This is a genomic window from Ramlibacter sp. JJN2-2R, from assembly GCF_057747835.1.
Map to the genome: position 1 here is coordinate 1,936,143 of NZ_CM173226.1, position 24,708 is coordinate 1,960,850.

Consider the following 24,708-nt stretch of genomic DNA (forward strand, 5'->3'; position numbering starts at 1 on the left):
GGCCGCCCGCCCTGCTTTTGGACCGCGCGGGTGGCGAAATTGGTAGACGCACCAGGTTTAGGTCCTGACGCCTTCACGGGCGTGTCGGTTCGAGTCCGACCCCGCGCACCACAGAATCATCGCAAGAGAGAAACACCATGGCCGTGACCGTTGAAACCCTCGAGAAGCTCGAACGCAAGATGACGCTGACCCTGCCGGTCGGCGTGATCCAGTCCGAGGTCGATTCCCGCCTCAAGCGCCTGGCGCGCACCGTCAAGATGGACGGCTTCCGCCCCGGCAAGGTGCCGATGAACGTCGTGGCCCAGCGCTACGGCTACTCGATCCACTACGAGGTGATGAACGACAAGGTGGGCGAGGCGTTCGCCCAGGCCGCCAACGAGGCCAAGCTGCGCGTGGCCGGCCAGCCCCGCATCACCGAGAAGGAAGAGGCGCCCGAGGGCCAGCTCGCCTTCGACGCGGTGTTCGAGGTCTATCCCGAGGTGAAGATCGGCGACCTGGCGACGGCCGAGGTCGAGCGCATGACGGCCGAGGTGAGCGACGCCGCCATCGACAAGACGCTGGACATCCTGCGCAAGCAGCGCCGCACCTTCGCCCAGCGCGCCCAGGACGCCGGCGCCCAGGACGGCGACCGCGTGACGGTCGACTTCGAGGGCAAGATCGACGGCGAGCCGTTCCAGGGCGGCAAGGCCGAGGACTTCCAGTTCCTGGTCGGCGAAGGCCAGATGCTCAAGGAGTTCGAGGATGCCGTGCGCGGCATGAAGGCCGGCGAGAGCAAGACCTTCCCGCTCGCCTTCCCGGCCGACTACCACGGCAAGGACGTGGCGGGCAAGACCGCCGACTTCCTGGTCACCGTCAAGAAGATCGAGGCCGCCAAGCTGCCCGAGGTGAACGAGGACCTGGCCAAGTCGCTGGGCATCGCCGACGGCACCGTGGACGCCCTGCGCGCCGACATCAAGAAGAACCTGGAGCGCGAGGTCAAGTTCCGCCTGCTGTCGCGCAACAAGCAGGCCGTCATGGACGCCCTGGTCGCCAAGGCCGAGCTGGACCTGCCCAACAGCATCGTGCAGGCCGAGGTCGACCGCATGGTGGAAGGCGCCCGCGCCGACCTGAAGCAGCGCGGCATCAAGGACGCCGACAAGGCGCCGATCCCCGACGACGTGTTCCGCCCGCAGGCCGAGCGCCGCGTGCGCCTGGGCCTGGTGGTGGCCGAGCTGGTGCGCGCCAACGACCTGCAGGCCAAGCCGGAGCAGGTCCGCGCCCACGTCGAGGAGCTGGCGGCCAGCTACGAGAAGCCGGCCGACGTGGTCCGCTGGTACTACAGCGACAACCGGCGCCTGGCCGAGGTCGAGGCCGTGGTGATCGAGAACAACGTCACCGACTACGTGCTCGGCAAGGCCCAGGTCAAGGACAAGCAGGTCTCGTTCGACGAGCTGATGGGCCAGGGCTGACGCGGCCGGCCTGCCGGCTGCGGCAGGCGCCAAGGCGGGGCTCGCGCGCGGGACTTGCAGTCCGGCGCCCGGGCCCCATCTCTTTTTTGGCTACAGTCACACCCGAACTTCCCAAATTCCAATGAGCGCACTTGACACCCAGGCCCTCGGCATGATTCCGATGGTCATCGAGCAGTCCGGCCGCGGCGAGCGGTCGTACGACATCTATTCGCGCCTGCTGCGCGAGCGGGTGGTGTTCCTGGTCGGTCCCGTGAACGACCAGACGGCCAACCTGGTGGTCGCCCAGCTGCTGTTCCTGGAGAGCGAGAACCCCGACAAGGACATCTCGTTCTACATCAACTCGCCCGGCGGCAGCGTGAGCGCCGGCATGGCGATCTACGACACCATGAACTTCATCAAGCCGGACGTCTCGACGCTTTGCACCGGCATGGCCGCCAGCATGGGCGCGTTCCTGCTGGCCGCGGGCGCCAAGGGCAAGCGCTTCTCGCTGCCCAACTCCAAGGTCATGATCCACCAGCCGCTGGGCGGCATGCAGGGCCAGGCCTCGGACATCGAGATCCACGCCAACGAGATCCTCAAGACCCGCGCGACGCTGAACAAGATCCTGGCCGAGAAGACCGGCCAGCCCCTGGAGCGCATCGAGCGCGACACCGAGCGCGACTACTTCCTGTCCGCGGACGAAGCCAAGGACTACGGCCTGGTCGACCAGGTCATCGCCAAGCGGCCCTGACGGGCTGAACCCGCCCGCGCCGGCCGGGTCCAACTCCCGGTTGCGGCACAACAACGGCGTCTCCTCCGACAGGGGACGCCGTAGTTGCTTTGGGTATCATTGAAACCACCAGTCGGAAGAGGCAGCGCCAATGGCCGAAAAAAAGGGCTCGTCCAGCGAGAAAACGCTCTATTGCTCGTTTTGCGGCAAGAGCCAGCACGAGGTCAAGAAGCTGATCGCCGGACCCTCGGTGTTCATCTGCGACGAGTGCATCGACCTGTGCAACGAGATCATCCGCGACGAACTCCCCGCGGGTGACGAGCAGCGCGAGGCGCGCGGCGACCTGCCCACGCCCGCCGAGATCAAGGCCAACCTGGACAACTACGTGATCGGCCAGGAGACGGCCAAGCGCGCGCTGTCCGTGGCGGTCTACAACCACTACAAGCGCCTGCGCCACAAGGACAAGGCCAAGAAGGACGACGTCGAGCTCACCAAGAGCAACATCCTCCTGATCGGCCCCACCGGCTCGGGCAAGACGCTGCTGGCGCAGACGCTGGCCCGCATGCTGGACGTGCCGTTCGTGATGGCCGACGCCACCACGCTCACCGAGGCGGGCTACGTCGGCGAGGACGTCGAGAACATCATCCAGAAGCTGCTGCAAAGCTGCAACTATGAAGTCGAGCGCGCCCAGCGCGGCATCGTGTACATCGACGAGATCGACAAGATCTCGCGCAAGAGCGACAACCCCAGCATCACCCGGGACGTCTCGGGCGAGGGCGTGCAGCAGGCGCTCCTGAAGCTGATCGAGGGCACGATGGCCAGCGTGCCGCCGCAGGGCGGGCGCAAGCACCCGAACCAGGACTTCCTGCAGATCGACACGACCAACATCCTGTTCATCTGCGGCGGCGCCTTCGCCGGCCTCGAGAAGGTCATCGAGCAGCGCACCGAGGGCTCGGGCATCGGCTTCGGCGCCGCGGTCAAGAGCAAGAAGGAGCGCAGCCTCACCGACGTCTTCCGCGACGTCGAGCCCGAGGACCTGATCAAGTTCGGCCTCATCCCCGAGCTGGTCGGCCGCATGCCGGTGGTGGCCACCCTGGCCGAGCTGTCCGAGGAGGCCCTGGTCCAGATCCTGACCGAGCCGAAGAACGCGATGGTCAAGCAGTACGCCAAGCTGCTGGCCATGGAAGGCGTCGACCTGGAGATCCGCCCCAACGCACTGCGCGCCATCGCCAGGAAGGCGCTGGCGCGCAAGACCGGCGCCCGGGGCCTGCGCTCGATCCTGGAGCAGTCCCTGATCGACACGATGTTCGAGCTGCCCAACACCTCGAACGTCGACAAGGTGGTGGTGGACGAATCCACCATCGAGGAAAGCAAGCCGCCGCTGCTGGTCTATCGCGAAGCAGCCAGGAAGGCCTGACCGCCCGCATGAGGAAAGGCGTCCGCCGTCTTTCTTTCACCGGAGCGACCACAAGTCCCCCGCGGACAGCCCCGCGGGTTGAAAATCGGCCATTCCAGTCCATCTGGGTCTGGTAACCAAGGAGTCCCATGTCCGGACACGTGCCGCTTCCCTCCACACCGATCGACCTGCCGCTGCTGCCGCTGCGGGACGTCGTGGTGTTTCCCCACATGGTGATCCCGCTGTTCGTCGGCCGGCCCAAGAGCATCAAGGCGCTCGAGGCGGCCATGGAGGCGGAACGCCGCATCATGCTGGTCGCGCAGAAGGCCGCGGCCAAGGACGAGCCGTCGGTCAGCGACATGTTCGAGGTCGGCTGCGTCTCCACCATCCTGCAGATGCTCAAGCTGCCCGACGGCACCGTGAAGGTGCTGGTCGAGGGCCAGCAGCGCGCCCGCGTCAACAAGATCGAGGAAGGCGAGCAGCACTTCGTCGCCAACGTCTCCCCGGTCGACCCGGCCGAGCAGGACAGCAAATCCAGCGAGATCGAGGCGCTGCGCCGCGCCGTGATGCAGCAGTTTGACCAGTACGTCAAGCTGAACAAGAAGATCCCGCCGGAGATCCTCACCTCCATCTCCAGCATCGACGACCCGGGCCGCCTGGCGGACACCATCGCCGCGCACCTGCCGCTCAAGCTGGACAACAAGCAGATCGTCCTGGACCTGGCCGACGTCAAGGGGCGGCTGGAGAACCTGTTCGAGCAGATCGAGCGCGAGGTCGACATCCTGAACGTCGACAAGAAGATCCGCTCGCGCGTGAAGCGCCAGATGGAGAAGAACCAGCGCGACTTCTACCTGAACGAGCAGGTCAAGGCGATCCAGAAGGAGCTGGGCGAGGGCGAAGAGGGCGCCGACATCGAGGAGATCGAGAAGAAGATCAAGTCGGCCAAGATGCCCAAGGACGCGCTGAAGAAGGCCGAGGGCGAGCTCAAGAAGCTCAAGCTGATGTCGCCCATGTCGGCCGAGGCCACGGTGGTGCGCAACTACATCGACGTGCTCACCGGCCTGCCCTGGAGCAAGAAGACCAAGATCAAGCACAACCTGGCCCATGCCGAGGACGTCCTCAACGAGGACCACTACGGCCTGGAGAAGGTCAAGGACCGCATCCTCGAGTACCTCGCGGTGCAGCAGCGCGTCGACAAGGTCAAGGCCCCGATCCTGTGCCTGGTGGGCCCCCCCGGCGTGGGCAAGACCTCGCTCGGCCAGTCGGTGGCCAAGGCCACCGGGCGCAAGTACGTGCGCATGGCCCTGGGCGGCATGCGTGACGAGGCCGAGATCCGCGGCCACCGCCGCACCTACATCGGCGCGCTGCCGGGCAAGGTGCTGCAAAGCCTGTCGAAGGTCGGCACGCGCAACCCGCTGTTCCTGCTGGACGAGATCGACAAGCTGGGCACCGACTTCCGCGGCGACCCCTCGAGCGCGCTGCTCGAGGTGCTGGACCCGGAGCAGAACCACACCTTCGGCGACCACTACGTCGAGGTCGACTTCGACCTGTCGGACGTGATGTTCGTGGCCACGTCCAACTCGATGAACATCCCGCCGGCGCTGCTGGACCGGATGGAGGTGATCCGCCTCTCGGGCTACACCGAGGACGAGAAGACCAACATCGCCATCAAGTACCTGCTGCCCAAGCAGAAGAAGAACAACGGCGTGAAGGACAACGAGCTCGAGGTGACGGACGACGCCATCCGCGACATCGTGCGCTACTACACGCGCGAAGCCGGCGTGCGCTCGCTCGAGCGCGAGCTGTCCAAGATCTGCCGCAAGGTGGTCAAGGGCCTGCAGCTGAAGAAGCTCACGCCCAAGGTGGTCGTCGACGCCGGGAACCTGAACGAGTACCTGGGGGTGCGCAAGTTCACCTACGGCCGCGCCGAGCAGCAGAACCAGGTCGGCCAGGTGGTCGGCCTCGCGTGGACCGAGGTGGGCGGCGACCTGCTCACCATCGAGGCGGCGCTGATGCCGGGCAAGGGCAACATCCTGCGCACCGGCTCGCTGGGCGACGTGATGAAGGAGTCGGTGGAAGCCGCGCGCACCGTGGTGCGCAGCCGCGCGCGTCGCCTGGGCATCAAGGACGAGATGTTCGAGAAGAAGGACATGCACGTGCACGTGCCCGACGGCGCCACGCCCAAGGACGGCCCCAGCGCCGGCGCCGCGATGACCACCGCCATGGTCTCGGCGTACACCGGCATCCCGGTGCGCGCCGACGTCGCGATGACCGGCGAGATCACGCTGCGCGGCGAGGTCACGGCGATCGGCGGCCTGAAGGAGAAGCTGCTCGCGGCCCTGCGCGGCGGCATCAAGACGGTGCTGATCCCCGAGGAGAACACCAAGGACCTGCAGGACATTCCCGAGAACGTGAAGAACGGCCTCGAGATCGTGCCGGTCAAGTGGATCGACAAGGTGCTCGAAGTCGCCCTGGAGCGCCAGCCCACGGCATTGCCGGACGACGAACCGCCGACGGCGGAACCCGCGCTCGCCCCGGCGCGCCCGGGTGCGGAACCCGGGGCGAAGCCGGTGTCGGTGAAGCACTGAGTTTTTTTCGCACGCCGGCGAAAGCGCGATTTTTTCGCGCTACAATGGCGTCCTCACGCGGGAGTAGCTCAGTTGGTAGAGCGCAACCTTGCCAAGGTTGAGGTCGAGAGTTCGAGACTCTTCTCCCGCTCCAGATGCAAAAGGGAAGCAGCCGCTTCCCTTTTTTCTGTGGCCCCGAATGCCTCAGTGGCGCGGTAGCAAAGCGGTTATGCACCGGATTGCAAATCCGTGTAGGTCGGTTCGACTCCGGCCCGCGCCTCCAGACACCCGCAGCCCCGCATCCGTGCGGGGCTGTTTTTTTTTGGCGTACAGTGGGTGCGCCGCGGGCCTCGATGGTGGAATTGGCAGACACAGCGGACTTAAAATCCGCCGCTTGCTGAAAGGCGGCGTACCGGTTCGACCCCGGTTCGAGGCACCACCGCCCCCGCGCGCGGCAAGCGCCGCACAGGCAACTTCCCAGATGGCCAACTACGACAACGCTCCCTTCGAGATCCACGTGCACGGGGACGTGCCCCTGCGCGCGGACGTCACCTATGCGCAGCTGCAGGAAGCACTCAGGCCGCTGTGGAAGTACGCCGGGGCCAAGTCGCTCGCCGACGGCGCCGAGAGTGCCTACGAGGAGGAGCCGGGCATCAAGTTCGACGCCCACGAGCACCTCCTCACCATGTGCTGGACCGTCGCCGGCGACGAGGACTTCCGCCAGTCGCTCGACGAGATGTGCATGAGCCTCAACGAGCTGGCCGAGCAGGGCGCCGCGATCGAGGTGACCTTCTACGACGCCGAGTTCGACGAGGAGGAGGAGCCGCCCGAGGCCGAGTCGCGCGACGACTTCATCATGCTGTTCGTCGGCCCCACCCCCGCGGCCATCATGCAGGTGCAGCGCGACCTGCTGGTCGAGGACGTGGTCAACCTGATGGAGCGCCATTTCGACAGCGCCGAGCTGGGCGGGGTGGTGGCCGAGATCGACAAGCTGTTCTCGCAGCGCTTCGACGCGCTGGTCAGCTCGCTGGAGATCGGCAAGCCCCCGCGCGGCAGCGGCGGCGGCGGCAGCCACGGCGGCGGACGCCGCCCGCGGCACCTGCACTGAGCGCGCTCACGCCGGCGCGGCGTGCTGCTCGTACAGCCTGGCGATCTGGGTCGCGAAGCGCTCGACCAGCTGCTTGCGGCGCAGCTTCATGGTCGGCGTGATCAGCCCGTTGTCGGTGGTCCAGGGCTCCAGCGTGAGCCACACGTCGCGCACCCGGGCATAGGACGGGAACGCCGCCACGCGCGGCTGGATCCGCCGCAGCACTTCCTCCTTCAGCGCGGGCTGCTCCAGCGCGTCCGGCGCCTCCACGTCGATCCCCAGGTCGCGCACGAGCGAGCGCAACGTGTCCTCGTTCAGCACGGCGAGCGCCGAGACGAACGGCCGGCCTTCGCCGATGACCATCACCTGCTCGAACAGCGGGTCTTCCATGATCGCCAGCTCGACGTCGGCCGGCGGGACCTTCTCGCCGGTGGAGGTGACGAGGATCTCCTTGAGCCGCCCGACGATGTAGATGTGCCCGCGCTCGTCGATGCGTCCGATGTCCCCGGTGCGCAGCCAGCCGTCGGCATCGATCGTGTCTGCCGTCTTGGCCGGATCGTTCCAGTAGCCCAGCATGACGTTCGGCCCGCGCACCAGCAACTCGTCGCGCTCGCCCAGGCGCACCTCCAGCCCCGGCAGCGGCAGGCCGACCGATTCGGGCACGTTGTCCTCCAGCGTGTTGGCGCTGACGATGGGCGCGGCCTCGGTGAGCCCGTAGCCTTGCAGCAGCGGCAGGCCCAGGCCGATGAAGCAGTGCATCAGCCGGGCCGAGACCGGCGCGCCGCCCGACACCGCGATGCGCAGGCGCCCGCCCAGGCGGGCCAGCAGCTTGTCGGCAACCAGGTGTCGCAGCGCGGGCCACATCATGTGGGCCAGCGGGCCGGGCTCCTGGCCTCGGTGCTGGGCGGCCTCGAAGCGGTGCCAGCCGATCTGCTCGGCCCAGGCGAACAGCGCCTTCGCCGGCGCGCCCTTGTCCTCCAGGCCCTGCTGCAGCTTCGCGTACACGCGCTCGTACACGCGCGGCACGGACACCAGCACGGTCGGGCGGATCGTGACGAGGTCTTCGGCCAGATCCTGCACCGAACGGGAGAACGCGACGCAGCTGCCCGTGGCCATCGGCAGGTAGTAGCCCACCGTGCGCTCCAGCGTGTGCGACAGCGGCAGGAACGACAGGAAAAGGTCGTCGGCGTAGCAATCCACGCGTTGCAGCACGGCCTCGACGTTCGCGAGGATGTTGCGGTGCGACAGCATCACGCCCTTGGGCCGGCCGGTGGTGCCCGAGGTGTAGACGATGGTCGCGAGGTCGCCGGGCGCCGCGGCACGCGTGACTGCCGGTCCCCCGGCGGCAGCGAGCCACTCCGGCAGGGATCGCACGTCGCCGGCGGCCGGGTCCTGCGGCGGCACCGCGTCGAGGCACACGATGCGCGCCAGTTGCGGCAGCCGGGCGCGCAGCCCCGCCAGCGGCCGCCAGGCCGCGAACTGGCCCACCAGCAGCGCGCGCGCGCCGCAGTCGGCCAGGATGTACGCGAGGTTCTCGGCGTTGTCGGTGGGGTAGAGCGGCACGACCACCAGCCCCAGCGACTGCGCGGCCTGGTCGAAGCACACCCACTCGACGCTATTGCGCAGCAGGATTGCCACACGGTCGCCCGGGGCGAGCTCTTCCGCGGCGAGCGCCGCGCGCCATCGCTCCACCTGCGCGCGCATCTGCGACCAGGTGAACGACTGCCAGCCCGAGGCCGCGTCGAACTGCCGGTAGGCCTCGCCGTCGGGGGTGCGCGCGCAGCGCTCCTCGAACATGGCCGGCAGCGTCTTGCCGGCCAGGGCGGGGATGGGATCGAGGTGGTGGGGGGCGGCTGCCTGCATGGCCTGTCTCCTTGGGGCGGCGGGGCATCGTCGGTCGTCCTGCCAGTATGGGCGGCACGCGGCGCCGCGACGTGAGGCAGATCAAGCCGCGTCGTCCATCGCGGCTCAGCTATCCTGCGCGCAAGAGGAGGTCGCATGGCCGTTTTTTCCGCAGATGCCCTGAACCCCGGCGTGCGCAAGCGCGAGGTGTTCGGCTGGGCCATGTATGACTTCGCGAACTCCGGCTACACCACCGTCGTCATCACGGCCGTCTTCGCCGCCTATTTCGTCGGTGGCATCGCGGGCAAGGCGCCGTGGGCCACCTTCGCCTGGACCGCCGCGCTGAGCATCTCCTACGCGATCGTGATGCTCACGATGCCCAGCCTCGGCGCGTATGCCGACCTGCGCGCCGCCAAGAAGCGCATGCTCGCCGTCGTCACGGCCGCCTGCGTGGTGAGCACGGCCGCGCTGGCCTTCGCCGGCCCGGGGTCGGTCGCGCTGGCCATGCTGCTGATCGTGGTGTCCAACACCTTCTACAGCTACGGCGAGTCGCTCACCGCCGCCTTCCTGCCCGAGCTCGCGCGGCCGCAGGCCATGGGCAAGGTCAGCGGCTGGGGCTGGGGCTTCGGCTATTTCGGCGGCATGCTGGCGCTCGGGCTGTGCCTGGGCTACGTGCTGTGGGCACAGAAGCAGGGCCTGCCCGCCCGGCAGTTCGTGCCGGTGACCATGGTGCTGACCGCGGCCCTGTACGGGCTGGCTTCGCTGGTCACGTTCCGGTTGCTGCGCGAGCGCGCGCAGCCCGATCCATCGGCATCGCGGCAAGGGGGCCTGCGGGCTTCGCTGCAGCAGCTGCACCGCACCTTCCTGCAGGCGCGCCGCTACCGCGATTTCATGTGGCTCATGGGCTGCGCGGTGTTCTACCAGGGCGGGGTGGCCGTGGCCGTCTCGCTGGCCGCGATCTATGCCGAGCAGGTGATCGGGTTTGAGCAGCAGGAGACCATGGTCCTGATCTTCGTGCTCAACCTCGCGGCGGCCGGCGGCGCCTTCGCCTGGGGTTACCTGCAGGACCGCATCGGTCACAAGCTGGCGCTGGGAAGCACGCTGGTGGGCTGGATCGCCACCTGCCTGATCGCCGCGGCCTCGGCGACCAAGGGCCAGTTCTGGTGGGCCGCCGCGATCGCCGGCCTGTGCATGGGATCGAGCCAGTCGGCCGGGCGGGCACTGGCCGGCGTGTTCGCACCGCCGCGCCAGGTGGCCGAGTTCTTCGGCCTGTGGACCTTCGCCATCCGGCTGGCCAGCATCATCGGGCCGCTGATGTACGGCGCGATCACCTGGGCCACCGGCGGCAACCAGCGCGCCGCCATCGTGGCGACCAGCGGCCTGTTCGCCGCCGGCCTGGTGCTGCTGCTGCCGATCGACATCGCACGCGGTCGCGCGGCCGCCGCACCGCTCGAGGAGGTCCCCGGATGAGCGCCCTGTTCGATCCCGCGCGCCACGAGCCGCTGCAGGCCGGCAGCTGGCAGCCGGATGTGGCGCGTGACGCCATCCACCGCATCGTCGCCGGCACCCTCGCCGGCTACCAGCCGGGCCGGGGCTGGGCCACGCATCCCAACGACCACCCCAGCCCCGAGCCGATGCAGGGCCTGTACTTCGGGTCGTGCGGCATCGCGTGGGCCTTGCGCTACCTGCATGCGCGCGGGATCGGCGACGCGCCGCCGGACCTGGGCGGGCACCTGCGGGCGCTGCGTGGCGAACCGGACCACCCGGGCTCCTACCTGTTCGGGGAAGTGCCGGTGCAACTGCTGCTGCATGCGATGGATCGCGAGCCGTCGCGAGCCGACCGGCTCGCCGTGCTGATCCGCCAGACGCGGGACGCGCCGGAACGCGAGCTCATGTGGGGCTCGCCCGGCACCATGCTCGCGGCCCTGTTCATGCACCGGCGCACGGGCGAGCCGCGGTTCGCCGACCTGTTCCGCGCGACGGCGGCGACCCTGCGCTCGCAGCTGCAATGGTCCGACGAGTTCCTGTGCGACTACTGGACGCAGGACCTGTATGGCACCACGTCGACCTACCTCGATGCGGTCCACGGCTTCGTCGCCACGGCCAGCGTGCTGGCGCAGGGCCGCGACCTGCTGCCGGCGGGTGCGTGGGACGACTGGATGCACCGCATCGGCCGCACCGTGCGCGCGACGGCTGACTGGGAGGACGGGCTGGTGAACTGGCGGGCCTGGCTGGTGCCGCCGGCCGGCCGGCCGGCCGGGCCCGCGCGGCCGAAGCTGGTCCAGTTCTGCCATGGCGCGCCGGGCTTCGTGATCTGCCTGGCCGACAGCCCCGACGCGTCGCTGGACGAGATCCTCCTTGCCGCGGGCGAGACCACCTGGAGGGCTGGGCCGCTGCGCAAGGGCAGCAACCTGTGCCACGGCACCGGCGGCAACGGCTACGCGTTCCTCAAGCTGTTCGGCCGCACCGGCAACGAGGCCTGGCTGGAGCGGGCGCGGGCGTTCGCGATGCACGGCATCGCACAGGCCGACGCCGACCACCAGCGCTTCAGCCAGTGGCGCCACGGCCTGTGGACCGGCGACATCGGGTTCGCTGTCTACCTGCTCGACTGCATCGAGGCGACCAGCCGGTTCCCGACGCTGGACGTCTTCGACGCCTGAGGGCGGGGCAGGGCGGCCGGGGCCGCCCCGGCTCAGGCCGCCGCGACGGGAATGCTCTTGAACTCGCCCGTGGCGATGCGCTTGCTCCACTCGGCCGGGCCGGTGATGTGGGCGCTGGTGCCGCCGGCGTCCACCGCCACGGTGACCGGCATGTCGACCACGTCGAACTCGTAGATCGCTTCCATGCCCAGGTCCTCGAAGCCGACCACGCGGGCCGTCTTGATCGCCTTGGAGACCAGGTAGGCGGCGCCGCCGACGGCCATCAGGTAGGCCGACTTGTGCTTCTGGATCGCCTCGATGGCCGCCGGGCCGCGCTCCGCCTTGCCGATCATCGCGATCAGGCCGGTCTGCGACAGCATCATGTCGGTGAACTTGTCCATGCGGGTGGCGGTGGTGGGACCCGCGGGACCCACGGCCTCGTCGCGCACCGGGTCCACCGGGCCGACGTAGTAGATGACGCGGTTGGTGAAGTCCACCGGCAGCTTCTCGCCCTTGGCCAGCATGTCCTGGATGCGCTTGTGCGCGGCGTCGCGGCCGGTGAGCATCTTGCCGTTGAGCAGCAATGTGTCGCCCGGCTTCCAGCTGGCGACCTCCTGCCTGGTCAGCGTGTCCAGGTTGACGCGCTTGCTCTTTTGCGTGTCGGGCGCCCATTCGACCTTGGGCCACAGGTCCAGGCTCGGCGCCTCGAGGTAGACCGGGCCGGAGCCGTCGAGGACGAAGTGGGCGTGCCGGGTGGCCGCGCAGTTCGGGATCATCGCCACCGGCTTGCTGGCCGCGTGGGTCGGGTACATCTTGATCTTGACGTCCAGCACGGTCGTCAGGCCGCCCAGGCCCTGAGCGCCGATGCCCAGCGCGTTGACCTTCTCGAACAGCTCCAGGCGCAGTTCCTCGACCTGCGTGAGCTTCTCGCCCCGCGACGCCTTGGCCTGCAGCTCGTACATGTCCAGGTCGTCCATCAGGCTTTCCTTGGCCATCAGGACCGCCTTCTCGGCCGTGCCGCCGATGCCGATGCCCAGCATGCCCGGCGGGCACCAGCCCGCGCCCATGGTGGGCACCGTCTTGAGCACCCAGTCGACGACGGAGTCGCTGGGGTTGAGCATGACCATCTTGCTCTTGTTCTCGCTGCCGCCGCCCTTGGCGGCGACGGTCACGTCGACGGTGTTGCCCGGCACGATCTCGGTGAAGATCACCGCCGGCGTGTTGTCCTTGGTGTTCTTGCGCGCGAACTGCGGATCGGCCACGACGCTGGCGCGCAGCGTGTTGTCCGGGTGGTTGTAGCCGCGGCGCACGCCCTCGTTGATCGCGTCCTCGAGGCTGCCGGTGAAGCCCTCCAAGCGCACGTCCATGCCCACCTTCAGGAAGACGTTGACGATGCCGGTGTCCTGGCAGATCGGCCGGTGGCCGAAGGCGCTCATCTTGCTGTTGGTCAGGATCTGCGCGATCGCGTCCTTGGCCGCCGGGCTCTGCTCGCGCTCGTAGGCGCGGGCGAGATGGGCGATGTAGTCGGCGGGGTGGTAGTAGCTGATGTACTGCAGCGCGGCGGCGATCGATTCGATCAGGTCGTCGGCTTTGATCATTGTCGGCATGGTTTCAGGGAAGGAAAGAAGGCCTTGCGGCGGATTATCCCAGACGCTGTTGAGCCCGCTTCTGCCACGCTTGGGCGGCACTTGGAACGCTCGGGGCCGCGCTGCTGCAACGCTGCGCACCTGCACAAGATCAGCACAAACGCCTGGTTGTCGCGCTGAAGAAGTTCGACCACATGCTGAGCTTTCCCCGACGCTGCTGAGACCTTCCTGCAGCGACCAACTGTGCAGCCGTCCATCCCGATGACTCCTTGGCTAGGGAGAGAAGTCGTTGCCCGCCGCCCCTGACGGTTGATGCATGTCAAAACCCCGGACATTGCCGGCGTCAAAGTAGGCGGGTGCAGGTCGATTGCATGTTCATAGGTTGGAGGTACCACCATGCCGATTCGAACGTTCGCTGTTGAGCATTTCATGGCCGGCTCGGTAGCGGCTCTTGCACTCACATGGAGCCTGCCGGCGGCAGCGCACTGCGACACGCTCGACGGCCCGGTGGTGGGGGCGGCACGAAAGGCGCTGGAGAGCGGAAACGTCAACCCCGTCCTCGTCTGGGTGCAGCAGAAGGACGAGGGGGAGATCAGGAATCAGTTCCAGAAGACCGTCGCCGTGCGCAAGGTCAATGCGCAAGCCAGAGATCTCGCGGACATGTATTTCTTCGAGACCTTGGTGCGCCTGCACCGCGCCGGCGAGGGTGCCGGCTACACGGGGCTGAAACCGGCAGGCTCCGTCGAGCCGCCCATAGCGGCAGCTGACAAGGCGCTGGAATTTGGGAAGCTGGACGACGTGGTGAAGCTCGTCAGCGACCGAATGCACGCCGGCCTCGAGCAGCAATTCAACGCCGTGATGTCGAAGAAGAACTACAACGCCAATGACATTGGCGCTGGGCGCGCCTTTGCGAGCGCTTATGTCGAGTACACGCATTACGTCGAGCGCTTGTACGACGCGGGGGAGACCCTGGCTCCCGGCCGGGTGCAAAAGGAGGCGCCGGGTCTGGCGCACACGCATTAGGCCAAGCGATGGCGAGGTGCCCCTTCGTGCCCGCCGCGTGACCGGCACTTTGCATCCGCAAGGGCGACAGGAGGACTGCGGGTGAAGCGGGCTTCGGCAGCACGGTAAAAGCCGCAGTGACGGCCTCGTGCAGCCTGTTGGTGTAACCCGTCATGAGCACGACTGGTATCTGCGCCATCTGCACGCTGCGCAACACGCTGGCCGAAGCCGCTTGCTCCGACGCTTCCGCTGACTGCTGACTTAGCTGATGTACTGCAGCGCGGCCGCGATGGACTCGATCAGGTCGGCTGCTTGGATGGTCGTCGGCATGGTGTTCGCACAGTAATGGAGGGGCCTACATCCATAAAAGGGGACGGGAGGGCACGCCAATGGTGCCGAACACGTGCTCACAGTCCGTCACCGCCGCGCGCCCACCGATACGCCGCGGCGCACTAGCCTGCGGGGTTAGCACACACGTTGGTTGGGGGTTGCCATGGTCACGCATGGATTGCTGGTGCGCCTCGAAGCGCAGCACGGCCGCGGCGAGGAGCTGGAGACGTTCCTGCGGTCGGCGCAGCCCCTCGTGCGCGCCGAGCCGGACACGACGGCCTGGTTCGCCCTGCGGTTCGGGCGCTCGGCGTACGGCATCTTCGACGTCTTCCCGCACGAGGCGGGCCGGCAGGCCCACCTGTCCGGCGCGGTGGCTGCGGCGCTGGGCAACGAGGGCCGCTGGCTGCTGGCCGCCGACCCGCGCATCGAGAAGGTGGCGATCCTGGCCAGCAAGCTGCCGGGCCAGCCGCCGGCCGCCAGCGCGATCACGCGCGGCCTGCTGCTGACCTTCCGGGCCAGGCAGGGGCACGAGGCCCAGGTCGAGGAGTTCCTGCGCGGCGGCCGCGCGCTCGTGCAGGAGGAGCCGGGCACGCTGGCCTGGTTCGCGCTGCACCTGGACAGCGGCGACTACGGGATCTTCGACGTGTTCCCCGACAACGGCGCCCGCATCTCGCACCTGACGGGGCGGGTGCCGCGCGAGTTGACCAAGCAGGCGCTGGCGCTGCTGGGCGGCATGCCGCACGTGGACACGGTGCAGGTGGTGGCCGCGACGTTCTCCGAGCGGGAGCTGGCGCACCCCGAGCCAGCCTGAGCCACGGCGCTGCAGCGTGGAGCCCCGCCCGCCTGGCCGCGCGCACGCGGTCCCCGCGCGCGCACCCAAGCGCACCCGAGTCTGCTACGGTGCGGTGGCCGCCACTTCACCGCCATCCGCACCATGCCCAGCCGCACCGAGAAAGACACCTTCGGCCCGATCGAGGTCCCCGCCGAACGCCTGTGGGGCGCGCAGACGCAACGCTCGCTGCAGAACTTCGACATCTCCGGCGAGCGCCAGCCGCGCGAGATCATCCGCGCGCTGGTGCAGGTCAAGCGTTCGTCCGCGGTGGCCAACCACCTGCTGGGCCTGATGGACGACCGCAAGGCGTCGGCCATCATCGCCGCCGCCGACGAGGTGCTGCGCGGCGGGCATGACGGCGAGTTTCCGCTGGTCGTCTGGCAGACCGGCTCGGGCACCCAGACCAACATGAACGTGAACGAGGTGCTGGCCAACCGGGCCAGCGAACTGCTCGGCGGCCAGCGCGGCGAAGGGCGGCTGATCCATCCCAACGACGACGTGAACCGCAGCCAGTCGTCCAACGACGTGTTCCCCACCGCGATGCACGTGGCGGCGGTGGAGGCGATCCGCAACCGCCTGCTGCCTTCGCTGATGACGCTGAAGGAGACGCTGGCGGCCAAGAGCGAGGCGTTCCGCGACATCGTGAAGATCGGCCGCACCCACCTGCAGGACGCGACCCCGCTCACCCTGGGGCAGGAGTTCTCCGGTTACGTCGCGCAGCTGGAGCAGTGTGACCGCCACCTGCACGCCAGCCTGCCGCACCTGTGCGAACTGGCGCTCGGGGGCACGGCCGTGGGAACCGGCCTGAACGCGCCGCCCGGCTATGCGGAGAAGGTCGCGCAGGAGCTCGCGCGGCTGACGGGGCTGCCGTTCACCACGGCGCCCAACAAGTTCGAGGTCATGGCGGCGGCCGACGCCCTGGTGCATGCGCACGGCGCGCTCAAGACGCTGGCGGCCAGCCTGTTCAAGATCGCCAACGACATCCGCTGGCTGGCCAGCGGGCCGCGCAGCGGCATCGGCGAGATCTCCATCCCGGAGAACGAGCCCGGCTCGTCCATCATGCCCGGCAAGGTCAACCCGACCCAGTGCGAGGCGCTGACCATGGCCTGCTGCCAGGTGTTCGGCAACGACGTGGCCATCAACTTCGGCGGCGCGTCGGGCAACTTCGAGCTGAACGTCTTCCGGCCCATGATCGCCCACAACTTCCTGCAGAGCGTTCGGCTGCTGGGCGACGGCATGCGCAGCTTCAACGACCACTGCGCGGTGGGCATCGAGCCGAACCGCGAGCGCATCGGCGAACTGGTGGGCCGCTCGCTGATGCTGGTGACGGCGCTCAATCCGCACATCGGCTACGACAAGGCCGCCCAGATCGCCAAGAAGGCGCACAAGGAGGGCACCAGCCTGCGCGAGGCGGCGATCGCCACCGGCTTCGTCACCGCCGAGCAGTTCGACCAGTGGGTGCGCCCCGAGCAGATGGTCGGCCCGGGCCGCTGAGCCACGCCCGGAGCGGACAATCCGGGCCATGACCTTTGCGACCGAGACCCACCCCGGCGTCAGTGACACCTCGCCCGAAGCGACCCGCGGCTTCGTCCTCAACCACTCGATGCTGCGGGTGAAGGACCCGCGGGTGGCACTGGACTTCTACAGCCGGGTGCTGGGCATGCGCGTGCTGCGCAAGCTCGACTTTCCGGAAATGAAGTTCTCGCTGTACTTCCTGCACCGGCCGCAGGAGGGCGAGCAGCCGCCGGCGGACGCCGGCGAACGCACCGCCTGGACCTTCAGCCAGCGCGGCATCCTCGAGCTGACCCACAACTGGGGCACCGAGGACGACCCGCAGTTCCGCTACCACGACGGCAACGCGCAGCCGCAGGGCTTCGGCCACATCTGCTTCTCGGTGCCCGACCTCGATGCCGCCGTGGCCTGGTTCGACCAGAACGGCGTGACCTTCGTCAAGCGTCCCGACCAGGGCAAGATGCGCGACGTCGCCTTCATCAAGGATCCCGACGGCTACTGGATCGAGATCGTCGAGCCGGGGCGGCTCAAGGCGCTCGGCCGGGCCTGAAGCCGCTCGCCGCGGAACGAAAAAAAAGGGACCGTGAAGGTCCCTTTTTTTCGATGTTGCGAAGGCCTGTGGGGCCCCGCCGCTCACAGCGTGTCGATGAAGCTGCGCAGCTTGTCGCTGCGGCTCGGGTGCTTGAGCTTGCGCAGCGCCTTGGCCTCGATCTGGCGGATGCGCTCGCGCGTGACGTCGAACTGCTTGCCCACTTCCTCGAGGGTGTGGTCGGTGCTCATCTCGATGCCGAAGCGCATGCGCAGCACCTTGGCCTCGCGCGGGGTGAGCGAGTCGAGGATGTCCTTGACCACGTCGCGCAGGCCGGCCTGCATGGCGGCTTCGATCGGCGCGGTGTTGTTGGTGTCCTCGATGAAGTCGCCCAGGTGGCTGTCGTCGTCGTCGCCGATCGGCGTTTCCATGGAGATCGGCTCCTTGGCGATCTTCATGATCTTGCGGATCTTGTCCTCGGGGATCTCCATCTTGGCCGCCAGGATGCTGGCGTCCGGCTCGAAGCCGAACTCCTGCAGGTGCTGGCGCGAGATGCGGTTCATCTTGTTGATGGTCTCGATCATGTGCACCGGGATGCGGATCGTGCGGGCCTGGTCCGCGATGGAGCGGGTGATGGCCTGGCGGATCCACCAGGTGGCATAGGTCGAGAACTTGTAGCCGCGGCGGTATTCGAACTTGTCCACCGCCTTCATCAGGCCGATGTTGCCCTCCTGGATCAGGTCCAGGAACTGCAGGCCGCGGTTGGTGTACTTCTTGGCGATGGAGATCACCAGGCGCAGGTTGGCCTCGATCATCTCCTTCTTGGCGTCGCGCGACGAGGCCTCGCCCTCGTTCATGCGCTTGTTGATCTCCTTGAGCTCGGCCAGGGGCACGACCACGCGCGACTGCAGGTCCGCCAGCTTCTGCTGCAGTTCCTGGATTGGCGGGATGTTGCGGGCGATCACCGTGCTCCAGGGCTTGCCGGCCGCGGCCTGCTTCTCCACCCACTTGAGGTTCAGCAGGTTGGGCGGGAATTCCTTGATGAAGGTTTCCTGCGGCATGCCGCACTTGTCCACGATGATGCGGCGCAGCTCGCGCTCCTTCTTGCGCACGTCGTCGACCTGCGAGCGCACCATGTCGCACAGCTTCTCGATGGTCTTGGCCGTGAAGCGGATGGTCATCAGCTGCTCGGACAGGGCGTGCTGCGCCTTCATGTACGCCGGCGTGCCGTAGCCTTCCTTGTCGTAGACCTTGTGCACCTTCTCGAACAGCTCGGCGATGCGGTCGAAGCGCTCGAGCGCCTGCGACTTGAGCTCCTCGAGCTTCTTGGTCAGCGCCTTGGAGCCGCCGTTGCCGTCGTCGTCGTCGTCGGCGTCGAACTCGTCGAAGTCCTCCTCGGCCACGTAGTCGTCGGCCTCGTTGGGGTTCGAGAAGCCGTCGACGATGCTGGAGATGACGACCTTGCCCTCGCGGATGTCGGCCGCCAGGCGCAGGATCTCGGCGATGGTCGCCGGCGAGGCGGAGATGGCCTCCATCATCGCCTGCAGGCCGCCTTCGATGCGCTTGGCGATCTCGATCTCGCCCTCGCGCGTGAGCAGTTCCACCGTGCCCATCTCGCGCATGTACATGCGCACCGGGTCGGTGGTGCGGCCGAACTCGCTGTCCACGGTGGACAGGGCGGCCTCGGCTTCCTCCTCGGCTTCCTCCACCGTCGCCGCCGTGGGCGTGGTGTTGTTCAGCAGGAGCATCTCGGCGTCGGGCGTCTGCTCGTACACCGCCACGCCCAGGTCGTTGAGCATGGTGACCACGACTTCCAGCGTCTCGGCGTCCACCAGCTTCTCAGGCAGGTGGTCGGTGATTTCGCCGTGGGTCAGGTAGCCGCGCGTCTTGCCCAGCGTGATCAGCGTCTTCAGGCGCTGACGGCGCTTGGTCATCTCTTCCTCGGACAGGACGGTCTCGTCCAGGCCGAATTCCTTCATCAAGGCCCGTTCCTTGGCCTTGCTGATCTTCATGCGCAGCGGCTTGACCTTCTCGGTCGTCTCGACGGCCGCCGGTTCCTCGGCGAACTCGGCCTCGATGTCGGACAGGTCGTCTTCCTCACCCTCGGCCTTGTCGGCCGCGGCCTTGGGCTTGCGGCCGCGCTTGGCGCCAGCGGCCTTCGGGGGCGCGTCCGACTCGGCGGCAGCCGCCTTGGGCGGGCGGCCGGGCTTCTTCTTGACCGGCTCGTCGGTGGCGGGGGCGACAGCCTTCAGGGTCTTCTTGGTCTCCTCCTTGGCGGAGGCCTTCTCGGGCTTGGCGGCAGGGGCCTTGGTACTGCTGGGCACTGGCTTGGCTTTCGTGGACTGCTTGCTGCTGGCCTGGACCTTCGGCGCGCTGGGGGCCTTGACGACCTTGAGCGCGCCCTTGGCGGGCGGCGAAGCGGGTTTGATCGGTTTTTTCGCGCTGGGTTTCGCTTGCGGCTTGGCGAGCTTCGCGGACTTTTGAGCGGGCATGAGCACCTCGGAACAAACAGAACGGCAGAAACAGGGGCGCCACAAAACTACCCGGCGCGGGCGAGAGGACGGCTGCCTGGGGGCGGCCGGTCCTTCATGGGCAAGATGGGTGGGCGAACATTTGGAGTGCAGTCCTTGCGGTGAAGTGGCTCGGTCGTGCTCGCTTGGGAGTCACTGTCGGCCGGCCCGGAGGTGCTGCTGTCGCTCTTGCCGCTGACAAACCCTACATTATACCGTCAGGGCGCGAATTCAAGACCGCAGCTGGCGCTTTTGCTGCAGCAATTGTTGCTGCCGGCGGCTGAGGTCGAGCAGCCGGGCGTGGCGGCCGGGGTCGGATTGCGGCAGCCGGCCTGCCTCATCGATGGCGGTGGCCACCAGGTCGAGGTGGATCTCGAGCATCGACAGCCGCAGGTCGCGCTCGGTGGTGTCGATGTCCTCCACGGCGCCCGCCAGCGGCTGGCTGGCGTCGTAGTCCATCAGTGCCGTCGCGCGGTCCGCGAACGGCTGGCCTTGCAGGCCCACCTGCAGGGCCGCCCAGGGCTGGCCGCCGTGCTCGTGGCTGCCCGCGTCGACCCAGGAGAACAGGTCGCCCAGCGGCGGCTGCAGGCCGCAGAGCACCTCGTGGTCCGGCGCGCCCAGCAGTTCCCAGGTGCGCGAGTGGCGCAGCACCAGCCGGGCAATGGTCTCGGCGAAGGCGATGGTGCGCGACTTGATCGGCTGGCGCACGCCCGTGCCGTAGGCCCGCTGCTGCGGCTTCGGACGCGGGCGGCTGGCGGCGCGGGGCAGCCGCCACAGGTCGGCCAGTTCGTGCGAGCCGACCTGCGAGCGCTCGGCGATGTCGGCGAACAGCTGGCGCTTGAGGGCGCCGTCGGGCAGCAGCATCCACAGCGGGTGCGCCGCGGCCAGCATGCGCGATCGGCCCTCGGCCGTGGCCAGGTCGCAGTCAGCGCTGGCCGCCTCGACCAAGAACACGCTCAGCGGCACGGCCTGGCGCACATAGCGCTCGAACTCCTCGCGGCCGTGCTCGCGGATGAAGCTGTCGGGGTCGTGCTCGGGCGGCAGGAACAGGAACTTCACCGTGCGCACGTCGGTGGCGTAGGGCAGGGCGCCTTCCAGCGCCTTGCGGGCGGCGCGCCGCCCGGCGGCGTCGCCGTCGAAGCTGAAGACCACGCTGTCCGTGAAGCGGAACAGCTTGTGCACGTGTTCGGGCGTGCAGGCCGTGCCCAGCGTGGCCACCGCGTTCGGGAATCCGAGCTGCGCCAGGGCGACCACGTCCATGTAGCCCTCGGTCACCAGCACGTAGCCGAACTCGCGCAACTGGTTGCGCGCCTCGTACAGCCCGTAGAGCTCGCGGCCCTTGCTGAACACCGGCGTCTCGGGCGAGTTGAGGTACTTGGGCTTTTCGTCGCCCAGGACGCGCCCGCCGAAGCCGATGCACTCGCCCTTGACGTTGCGGATCGGGAACATGACCCGGTCGCGGAAGCGGTCGTAGCGTTTGTCATCGTCCTCGTTGACGATCACCAGCCCGCTCTCGGCCAGCAGTGGGTCGTCGTACTGCGGGAACACGCCGGCCAGCGTGCGCCAGCCCTCGGGCGCATAGCCGAGGCCGAACGCCTTGGCGATCTCGCCCGAGACGCCGCGGCCCTTGAGGTAGGCGATCGCCCGCGGCGAGCCGCGCAGGTGCTTGCGGTAGGCCTGGCCCGCCTTTTCCAGCACGTCGGTGAGCGTGGCCTGCTTCTGCCGCTGCTGGGCGGCGCGCTCGCGCTCCTGGGGCGAGGTGTCGTCCTCGGGCACTTCCATGCCGTACTGGCCGGCCAGGTCCTTGACCGCCTCGACGAAGCCCATGCCCGCGTGCTCCATCAGGAAGCCGATCGCATTGCCGTTCTTGCCACAGCCGAAGCAGTGGTAGAACTGCTTGCTCGGGCTGACGGTGAACGAGGGGCTCTTTTCCGCGTGGAACGGGCACAGGCCGGAGAAGTTGGCCCCGGTCTTCTTCAGCTGCACGTAGCGGCCGACGATCTCCACGACGTCGGCGCGCGACAGCAGGTCCTGGATGAATGACTGGGGAATGGCCATCAGCAGCGGTATTCTGGCGCAACGGTGCCGGCCGCCGCCGGCACCCGGGCAAACCACGGAGGAACGTGCGACATGAGCAGCATCTTCGACCAGGACCTGGCGCGCAACGAGGCGAACTTCGCGCCCATGACGCCGCTCTCGTTCCTCGCGCGCACCGCGCAGGTCTATCCCGACCGCCTCGCCATCGTGCACGGGGCCCTGCGCCAGACCTGGGCGCAGACCGAGGCCCGCTGCCGCCGGCTCGCGTCGGCGCTGGCCGCGCGGGGCGTGCGGCGCGGCGACACTGTCGCCGTCATGCTGCCCAACACGCCGCCCATGGTCGAGGCGCACTTCGGCGTCCCGATGGCCGGCGCCGTGCTGAACGCTTTGAACACGCGCCTCGATCCGGAGAGCATCGCCTTCATGCTGGACCACGGCGAGGCCAGGGTGGTGATCGTCGATCCCGAGTTCGCCCCGGCGCTGAAGAAGGCGCTGGCGCTGCGCACGCGCAGCGGGCCGCTGCTGGTGGTCGACGTCGAGGACGAGCTGTACCAGGGGCCGGTGGAGCGGCTGGGCAGCCTGACCTACGAGGAACTGCTCGCCGGCGGCGACCCTGCCGGGGCCTGGCTGATGCCCGAGGACGAATGGGATGCGATCGCCCTGAACTACACCAGCGGCACCACCGGCAACCCCAAGGGCGTCGTGTACCACCACCGCGGCGCGGCGACGAACGCCGTGTCGAACATCCTCGAGTGGGACATGCCCAAGCACGCGGTCTACCTGTGGACGCTGCCGATGTTCCACTGCAACGGCTGGTGCTTCCCGTGGACCGTCGCGGCCCGGGCCGGGGTGAACGTCTGCCTGCGCCGGGTGGAGGCGGGCGCGATCCTGGACGCGATCCGCCAGCATGGCGTGACGCATTACTGCGGCGCGCCGATCGTGCACGGCATGCTGGTGAACGCGCCGGACGAGATGAAGCGTGACCTGCCGCGCGGCGTCAAGGCGATGGTGGCCGGCGCCGCCCCGCCGGCGTCGATGATCGAGGGCATGGAACGCCTGGGCTTCGACCTGACGCACGTGTACGGGCTGACCGAGGTCTACGGCCCGGCGACGGTGTGTCCCAAGCACGAGGCCTGGGACCGGCTGGACATCGGCGAGCGGGCCCGCCTGAACGCCCGCCAGGGGGTGCGCTACCACCTGCAGCAGGACGCCCGCGTGATGGATCCCGGGACGATGCAGCCGGTGCCGATGGATGGCGAGACCATGGGCGAGATCATGTTCCGCGGCAACATCACGATGAAGGGCTACCTCAAGAACCCCAAGGCCACGCAGGAGGCTTTCGCCGGCGGCTGGTTCCACACCGGCGACCTGGCGGTGCAGTACCCGGACGGCTACATCAAGATCAAGGACCGCAGCAAGGACATCATCATCTCGGGCGGCGAGAACATCTCCTCCATCGAGGTCGAGGACGTGCTGTACCGCCACCCCGACGTGCTGGCCGCGGCGGTGGTGGCCAAGCCCGATCCGAAGTGGGGCGAGACCCCGTGCGCCTTCGTCGAACTCAAGGCCGGCGCGGCCACCACCGCGCAGGACATCGTCGCCCACTGCCGCAAGCACCTGGCCGGCTTCAAGCTGCCGCGCGCCGTGGTGTTCGGCGAGCTGCCCAAGACCTCGACCGGCAAGATCCAGAAGTTCGAGTTGCGCAAGCGCGCCGGCTCGGCCCAGGCCATCGACGTCTGACGGTCGCGTTGGCGCCTGTCACAGCGGCCTGCGCGCCGCGCCGCGCAGCCCTAGACTGGGGCGGATGCGAGTGATCAGCCCGGCCACGGCCCACGTGCTGGCGAACCCCGGCGCGTTCGCGCGCCAGGTGGTGCGCGGGTTCATGCGCAACCAGGGCCTGCTGCTGGCCGGCGCGGTGGCGTACTACGCGCTGCTGTCCGTCGTGCCGTTGCTGATCCTGGCAGTGATCGCGCTGTCGCACGTGGTCGACCAGCGCGAATTGCTGGGCACCCTCGGCCGCTACCTGGAGTGGCTGCTGCCGGGGCAATCGAAGGCGTTCATGGCGGAGCTGGCGTCCTTCGTCGCCCACCGCGACGTGGTCGGCTGGGTGCTGCTGGCCACCATGCTGTTCTTCAGCTCGCTGGCGTTCACCGTGCTGGAAAAGGCGATGTCGGTGATCTTCCTGCACCGCGTCACCGTGCGCCGGCGCCACTTCCTCGTCTCGGCGCTGATGCCGTACTGCTACGTGTTCTTCCTCAGCCTGGGCTTGCTGGTGGTGACGCTGGTGGCCGGCAGCCTGGAGGCGCTCGGCCAGGAGAACGTGGAGTTGCTCGGCCACGCCTGGTCGCTCAAGGGCTTCTCGGGCGTGCTGCTGTACCTGCTCGGCCTGCTGGGCGAGATCTTCATGCTGACCTCGCTGTACATGGTGATGCCGGCCGGGCGGCTGACGTGGCGCCACGCGCTGCCCGGCGGCATCACGGCGGCGCTGCTGTGGGAGGTCACCCGGCACCTGCTGGTCTGGTACTTCGGCACCTTGTCGCAGGTGAGCGTGGTGTACGGCTCGCTCACGACGGCCATCGTCGTGCTGCTCAGCCTGGAGATCGGCGCCACCTTCCTGCTGTTCGGCGCGCAGGTGATCTCCGAATACGAGCGCCTGCTCAAGGCGCATGGCGGCTGAGCAGG

18 protein-coding genes and 4 tRNA genes are annotated in these 24,708 nt (G+C 68.3%); 18 read left to right on the plus strand and 4 right to left on the minus strand.

Annotated features, from left to right (window positions below; translation table 11 throughout):
* The first annotated feature begins 24 nt into the window (after positions 1-24).
* From AC3ANR_RS09555 to AC3ANR_RS09595, 9 genes are all read left to right on the plus strand, one after another.
* Positions 25-111, plus strand: a tRNA-Leu gene (locus AC3ANR_RS09555).
* A 26-nt stretch (positions 112-137) separates the two neighbouring features.
* Complete coding sequence (gene tig, locus AC3ANR_RS09560) at positions 138-1,448, plus strand: trigger factor (RefSeq protein WP_488291643.1); 1,311 nt, start codon at positions 138-140, stop codon at positions 1,446-1,448.
* Positions 1,449-1,569: 121 nt separating this feature from the next.
* On the plus strand, positions 1,570-2,178 hold the full coding sequence (gene clpP / locus AC3ANR_RS09565) for an ATP-dependent Clp endopeptidase proteolytic subunit ClpP (RefSeq protein ID WP_488291644.1): 609 nt from the start codon (positions 1,570-1,572) through the stop codon (positions 2,176-2,178).
* 130 nt (positions 2,179-2,308) lie between these two features.
* A complete protein-coding gene (gene clpX / locus AC3ANR_RS09570) occupies positions 2,309-3,574 on the plus strand; it encodes an ATP-dependent Clp protease ATP-binding subunit ClpX (protein WP_488291645.1) in 1,266 nt (421 codons plus the stop codon).
* 128 nt (positions 3,575-3,702) lie between these two features.
* Positions 3,703-6,141, plus strand: a complete 2,439-nt coding sequence (gene lon / locus AC3ANR_RS09575; RefSeq protein ID WP_488291646.1) for an endopeptidase La — start codon at positions 3,703-3,705, stop codon at positions 6,139-6,141.
* 57 nt (positions 6,142-6,198) lie between these two features.
* Positions 6,199-6,274 (plus strand) — tRNA-Gly (locus tag AC3ANR_RS09580).
* A gap of 55 nt (positions 6,275-6,329) precedes the next feature.
* Positions 6,330-6,403 (plus strand) — tRNA-Cys (locus tag AC3ANR_RS09585).
* 64 nt (positions 6,404-6,467) lie between these two features.
* Positions 6,468-6,559: transfer RNA gene (locus AC3ANR_RS09590), tRNA-Leu, on the plus strand.
* A 42-nt stretch (positions 6,560-6,601) separates the two neighbouring features.
* Positions 6,602-7,228, plus strand: coding sequence for a DUF6806 family protein (locus AC3ANR_RS09595; protein ID WP_488291647.1), 627 nt, complete (start codon positions 6,602-6,604; stop codon positions 7,226-7,228).
* 6 nt (positions 7,229-7,234) lie between these two features.
* Here the strand turns inward: AC3ANR_RS09595 and AC3ANR_RS09600 are convergent, their stop codons facing one another.
* A complete protein-coding gene (locus AC3ANR_RS09600; protein ID WP_488291648.1) occupies positions 7,235-9,070 on the minus strand; it encodes an AMP-dependent synthetase/ligase in 1,836 nt (611 codons plus the stop codon).
* Between the two features lie 135 nt (positions 9,071-9,205).
* Here AC3ANR_RS09600 and AC3ANR_RS09605 point away from each other — a divergent pair, with 135 nt between their 5' ends.
* Complete coding sequence (locus AC3ANR_RS09605) at positions 9,206-10,519, plus strand: MFS transporter (protein ID WP_488291649.1); 1,314 nt, start codon at positions 9,206-9,208, stop codon at positions 10,517-10,519.
* The gene (locus AC3ANR_RS09610) at positions 10,516-11,709 is read left to right on the plus strand and encodes a lanthionine synthetase C family protein (RefSeq protein ID WP_488291650.1); all 1,194 of its coding nucleotides are present in this window, start codon (positions 10,516-10,518) and stop codon (positions 11,707-11,709) included. Before AC3ANR_RS09605 ends, AC3ANR_RS09610 begins: the two co-directional genes overlap by 4 nt.
* A gap of 32 nt (positions 11,710-11,741) precedes the next feature.
* On the opposite strand, the gene AC3ANR_RS09615 is transcribed toward AC3ANR_RS09610, so the two are convergent.
* Entirely contained in the window at positions 11,742-13,295 is a 1,554-nt protein-coding gene (locus AC3ANR_RS09615; RefSeq protein WP_488291651.1) for a fumarate hydratase, read from the minus strand.
* A gap of 375 nt (positions 13,296-13,670) precedes the next feature.
* On the opposite strand from AC3ANR_RS09615, the gene AC3ANR_RS09620 reads away from it, so the two are divergent.
* From AC3ANR_RS09620 to gloA, 4 genes are all read left to right on the plus strand, one after another.
* Entirely contained in the window at positions 13,671-14,297 is a 627-nt protein-coding gene (locus AC3ANR_RS09620; protein ID WP_488291652.1) for a DUF6448 family protein, read from the plus strand.
* Positions 14,298-14,769: 472 nt separating this feature from the next.
* Positions 14,770-15,417 carry a putative quinol monooxygenase gene (locus AC3ANR_RS09625; RefSeq protein WP_488291653.1) on the plus strand — a complete coding sequence of 216 codons (648 nt, stop codon included), beginning with the start codon at positions 14,770-14,772 and terminating at the stop codon, positions 15,415-15,417.
* A 123-nt stretch (positions 15,418-15,540) separates the two neighbouring features.
* Positions 15,541-16,932, plus strand: coding sequence for a class II fumarate hydratase (gene fumC / locus AC3ANR_RS09630; RefSeq protein WP_488291654.1), 1,392 nt, complete (start codon positions 15,541-15,543; stop codon positions 16,930-16,932).
* A 28-nt stretch (positions 16,933-16,960) separates the two neighbouring features.
* The gene (gene gloA, locus AC3ANR_RS09635) at positions 16,961-17,500 is read left to right on the plus strand and encodes a lactoylglutathione lyase (protein WP_488291655.1); all 540 of its coding nucleotides are present in this window, start codon (positions 16,961-16,963) and stop codon (positions 17,498-17,500) included.
* Between the two features lie 83 nt (positions 17,501-17,583).
* Here gloA and rpoD read toward each other — a convergent pair whose 3' ends face one another.
* The gene (gene rpoD, locus AC3ANR_RS09640; protein WP_488291656.1) at positions 17,584-19,803 is read right to left on the minus strand and encodes an RNA polymerase sigma factor RpoD; all 2,220 of its coding nucleotides are present in this window, start codon (positions 19,801-19,803) and stop codon (positions 17,584-17,586) included.
* Positions 19,804-19,807: 4 nt separating this feature from the next.
* Between rpoD and AC3ANR_RS09645 the strand changes: the two genes are divergently transcribed.
* A complete protein-coding gene (locus AC3ANR_RS09645; protein WP_488291657.1) occupies positions 19,808-19,963 on the plus strand; it encodes a hypothetical protein in 156 nt (51 codons plus the stop codon).
* Positions 19,964-20,220: 257 nt separating this feature from the next.
* Here the strand turns inward: AC3ANR_RS09645 and dnaG are convergent, their stop codons facing one another.
* Entirely contained in the window at positions 20,221-22,047 is a 1,827-nt protein-coding gene (dnaG, locus tag AC3ANR_RS09650) for a DNA primase (RefSeq protein ID WP_488291658.1), read from the minus strand.
* A 72-nt stretch (positions 22,048-22,119) separates the two neighbouring features.
* Here dnaG and AC3ANR_RS09655 point away from each other — a divergent pair, with 72 nt between their 5' ends.
* Entirely contained in the window at positions 22,120-23,766 is a 1,647-nt protein-coding gene (locus AC3ANR_RS09655) for an acyl-CoA synthetase (protein WP_488291659.1), read from the plus strand.
* Between the two features lie 64 nt (positions 23,767-23,830).
* Positions 23,831-24,703, plus strand: a complete 873-nt coding sequence (locus AC3ANR_RS09660) for a YihY/virulence factor BrkB family protein (protein WP_488291660.1) — start codon at positions 23,831-23,833, stop codon at positions 24,701-24,703.
* Positions 24,704-24,708 lie beyond the last annotated feature (5 nt).

Excerpts from the sequence above, each read along its gene's own strand:
- tig (WP_488291643.1), top strand. The coding sequence starts at position 138 with ATGGCCGTGACCGTTGAAACCCTCGAGAAGCTCGAACGCAAGATGACG.
- clpP (WP_488291644.1), top strand. The coding sequence starts at position 1,570 with ATGAGCGCACTTGACACCCAGGCCCTCGGCATGATTCCGATGGTCATC.
- clpX (WP_488291645.1), top strand. The coding sequence starts at position 2,309 with ATGGCCGAAAAAAAGGGCTCGTCCAGCGAGAAAACGCTCTATTGCTCG.
- lon (WP_488291646.1), top strand. The coding sequence starts at position 3,703 with ATGTCCGGACACGTGCCGCTTCCCTCCACACCGATCGACCTGCCGCTG.
- AC3ANR_RS09595 (WP_488291647.1), top strand. The coding sequence starts at position 6,602 with ATGGCCAACTACGACAACGCTCCCTTCGAGATCCACGTGCACGGGGAC.
- AC3ANR_RS09600 (WP_488291648.1), bottom strand. The coding sequence starts at position 9,070 with ATGCAGGCAGCCGCCCCCCACCACCTCGATCCCATCCCCGCCCTGGCC.
- AC3ANR_RS09605 (WP_488291649.1), top strand. The coding sequence starts at position 9,206 with ATGGCCGTTTTTTCCGCAGATGCCCTGAACCCCGGCGTGCGCAAGCGC.
- AC3ANR_RS09610 (WP_488291650.1), top strand. The coding sequence starts at position 10,516 with ATGAGCGCCCTGTTCGATCCCGCGCGCCACGAGCCGCTGCAGGCCGGC.
- AC3ANR_RS09615 (WP_488291651.1), bottom strand. The coding sequence starts at position 13,295 with ATGCCGACAATGATCAAAGCCGACGACCTGATCGAATCGATCGCCGCC.
- AC3ANR_RS09620 (WP_488291652.1), top strand. The coding sequence starts at position 13,671 with ATGCCGATTCGAACGTTCGCTGTTGAGCATTTCATGGCCGGCTCGGTA.
- AC3ANR_RS09625 (WP_488291653.1), top strand. The coding sequence starts at position 14,770 with ATGGTCACGCATGGATTGCTGGTGCGCCTCGAAGCGCAGCACGGCCGC.
- fumC (WP_488291654.1), top strand. The coding sequence starts at position 15,541 with ATGCCCAGCCGCACCGAGAAAGACACCTTCGGCCCGATCGAGGTCCCC.
- gloA (WP_488291655.1), top strand. The coding sequence starts at position 16,961 with ATGACCTTTGCGACCGAGACCCACCCCGGCGTCAGTGACACCTCGCCC.
- dnaG (WP_488291658.1), bottom strand. The coding sequence starts at position 22,047 with ATGGCCATTCCCCAGTCATTCATCCAGGACCTGCTGTCGCGCGCCGAC.
- AC3ANR_RS09655 (WP_488291659.1), top strand. The coding sequence starts at position 22,120 with ATGAGCAGCATCTTCGACCAGGACCTGGCGCGCAACGAGGCGAACTTC.
- AC3ANR_RS09660 (WP_488291660.1), top strand. The coding sequence starts at position 23,831 with ATGCGAGTGATCAGCCCGGCCACGGCCCACGTGCTGGCGAACCCCGGC.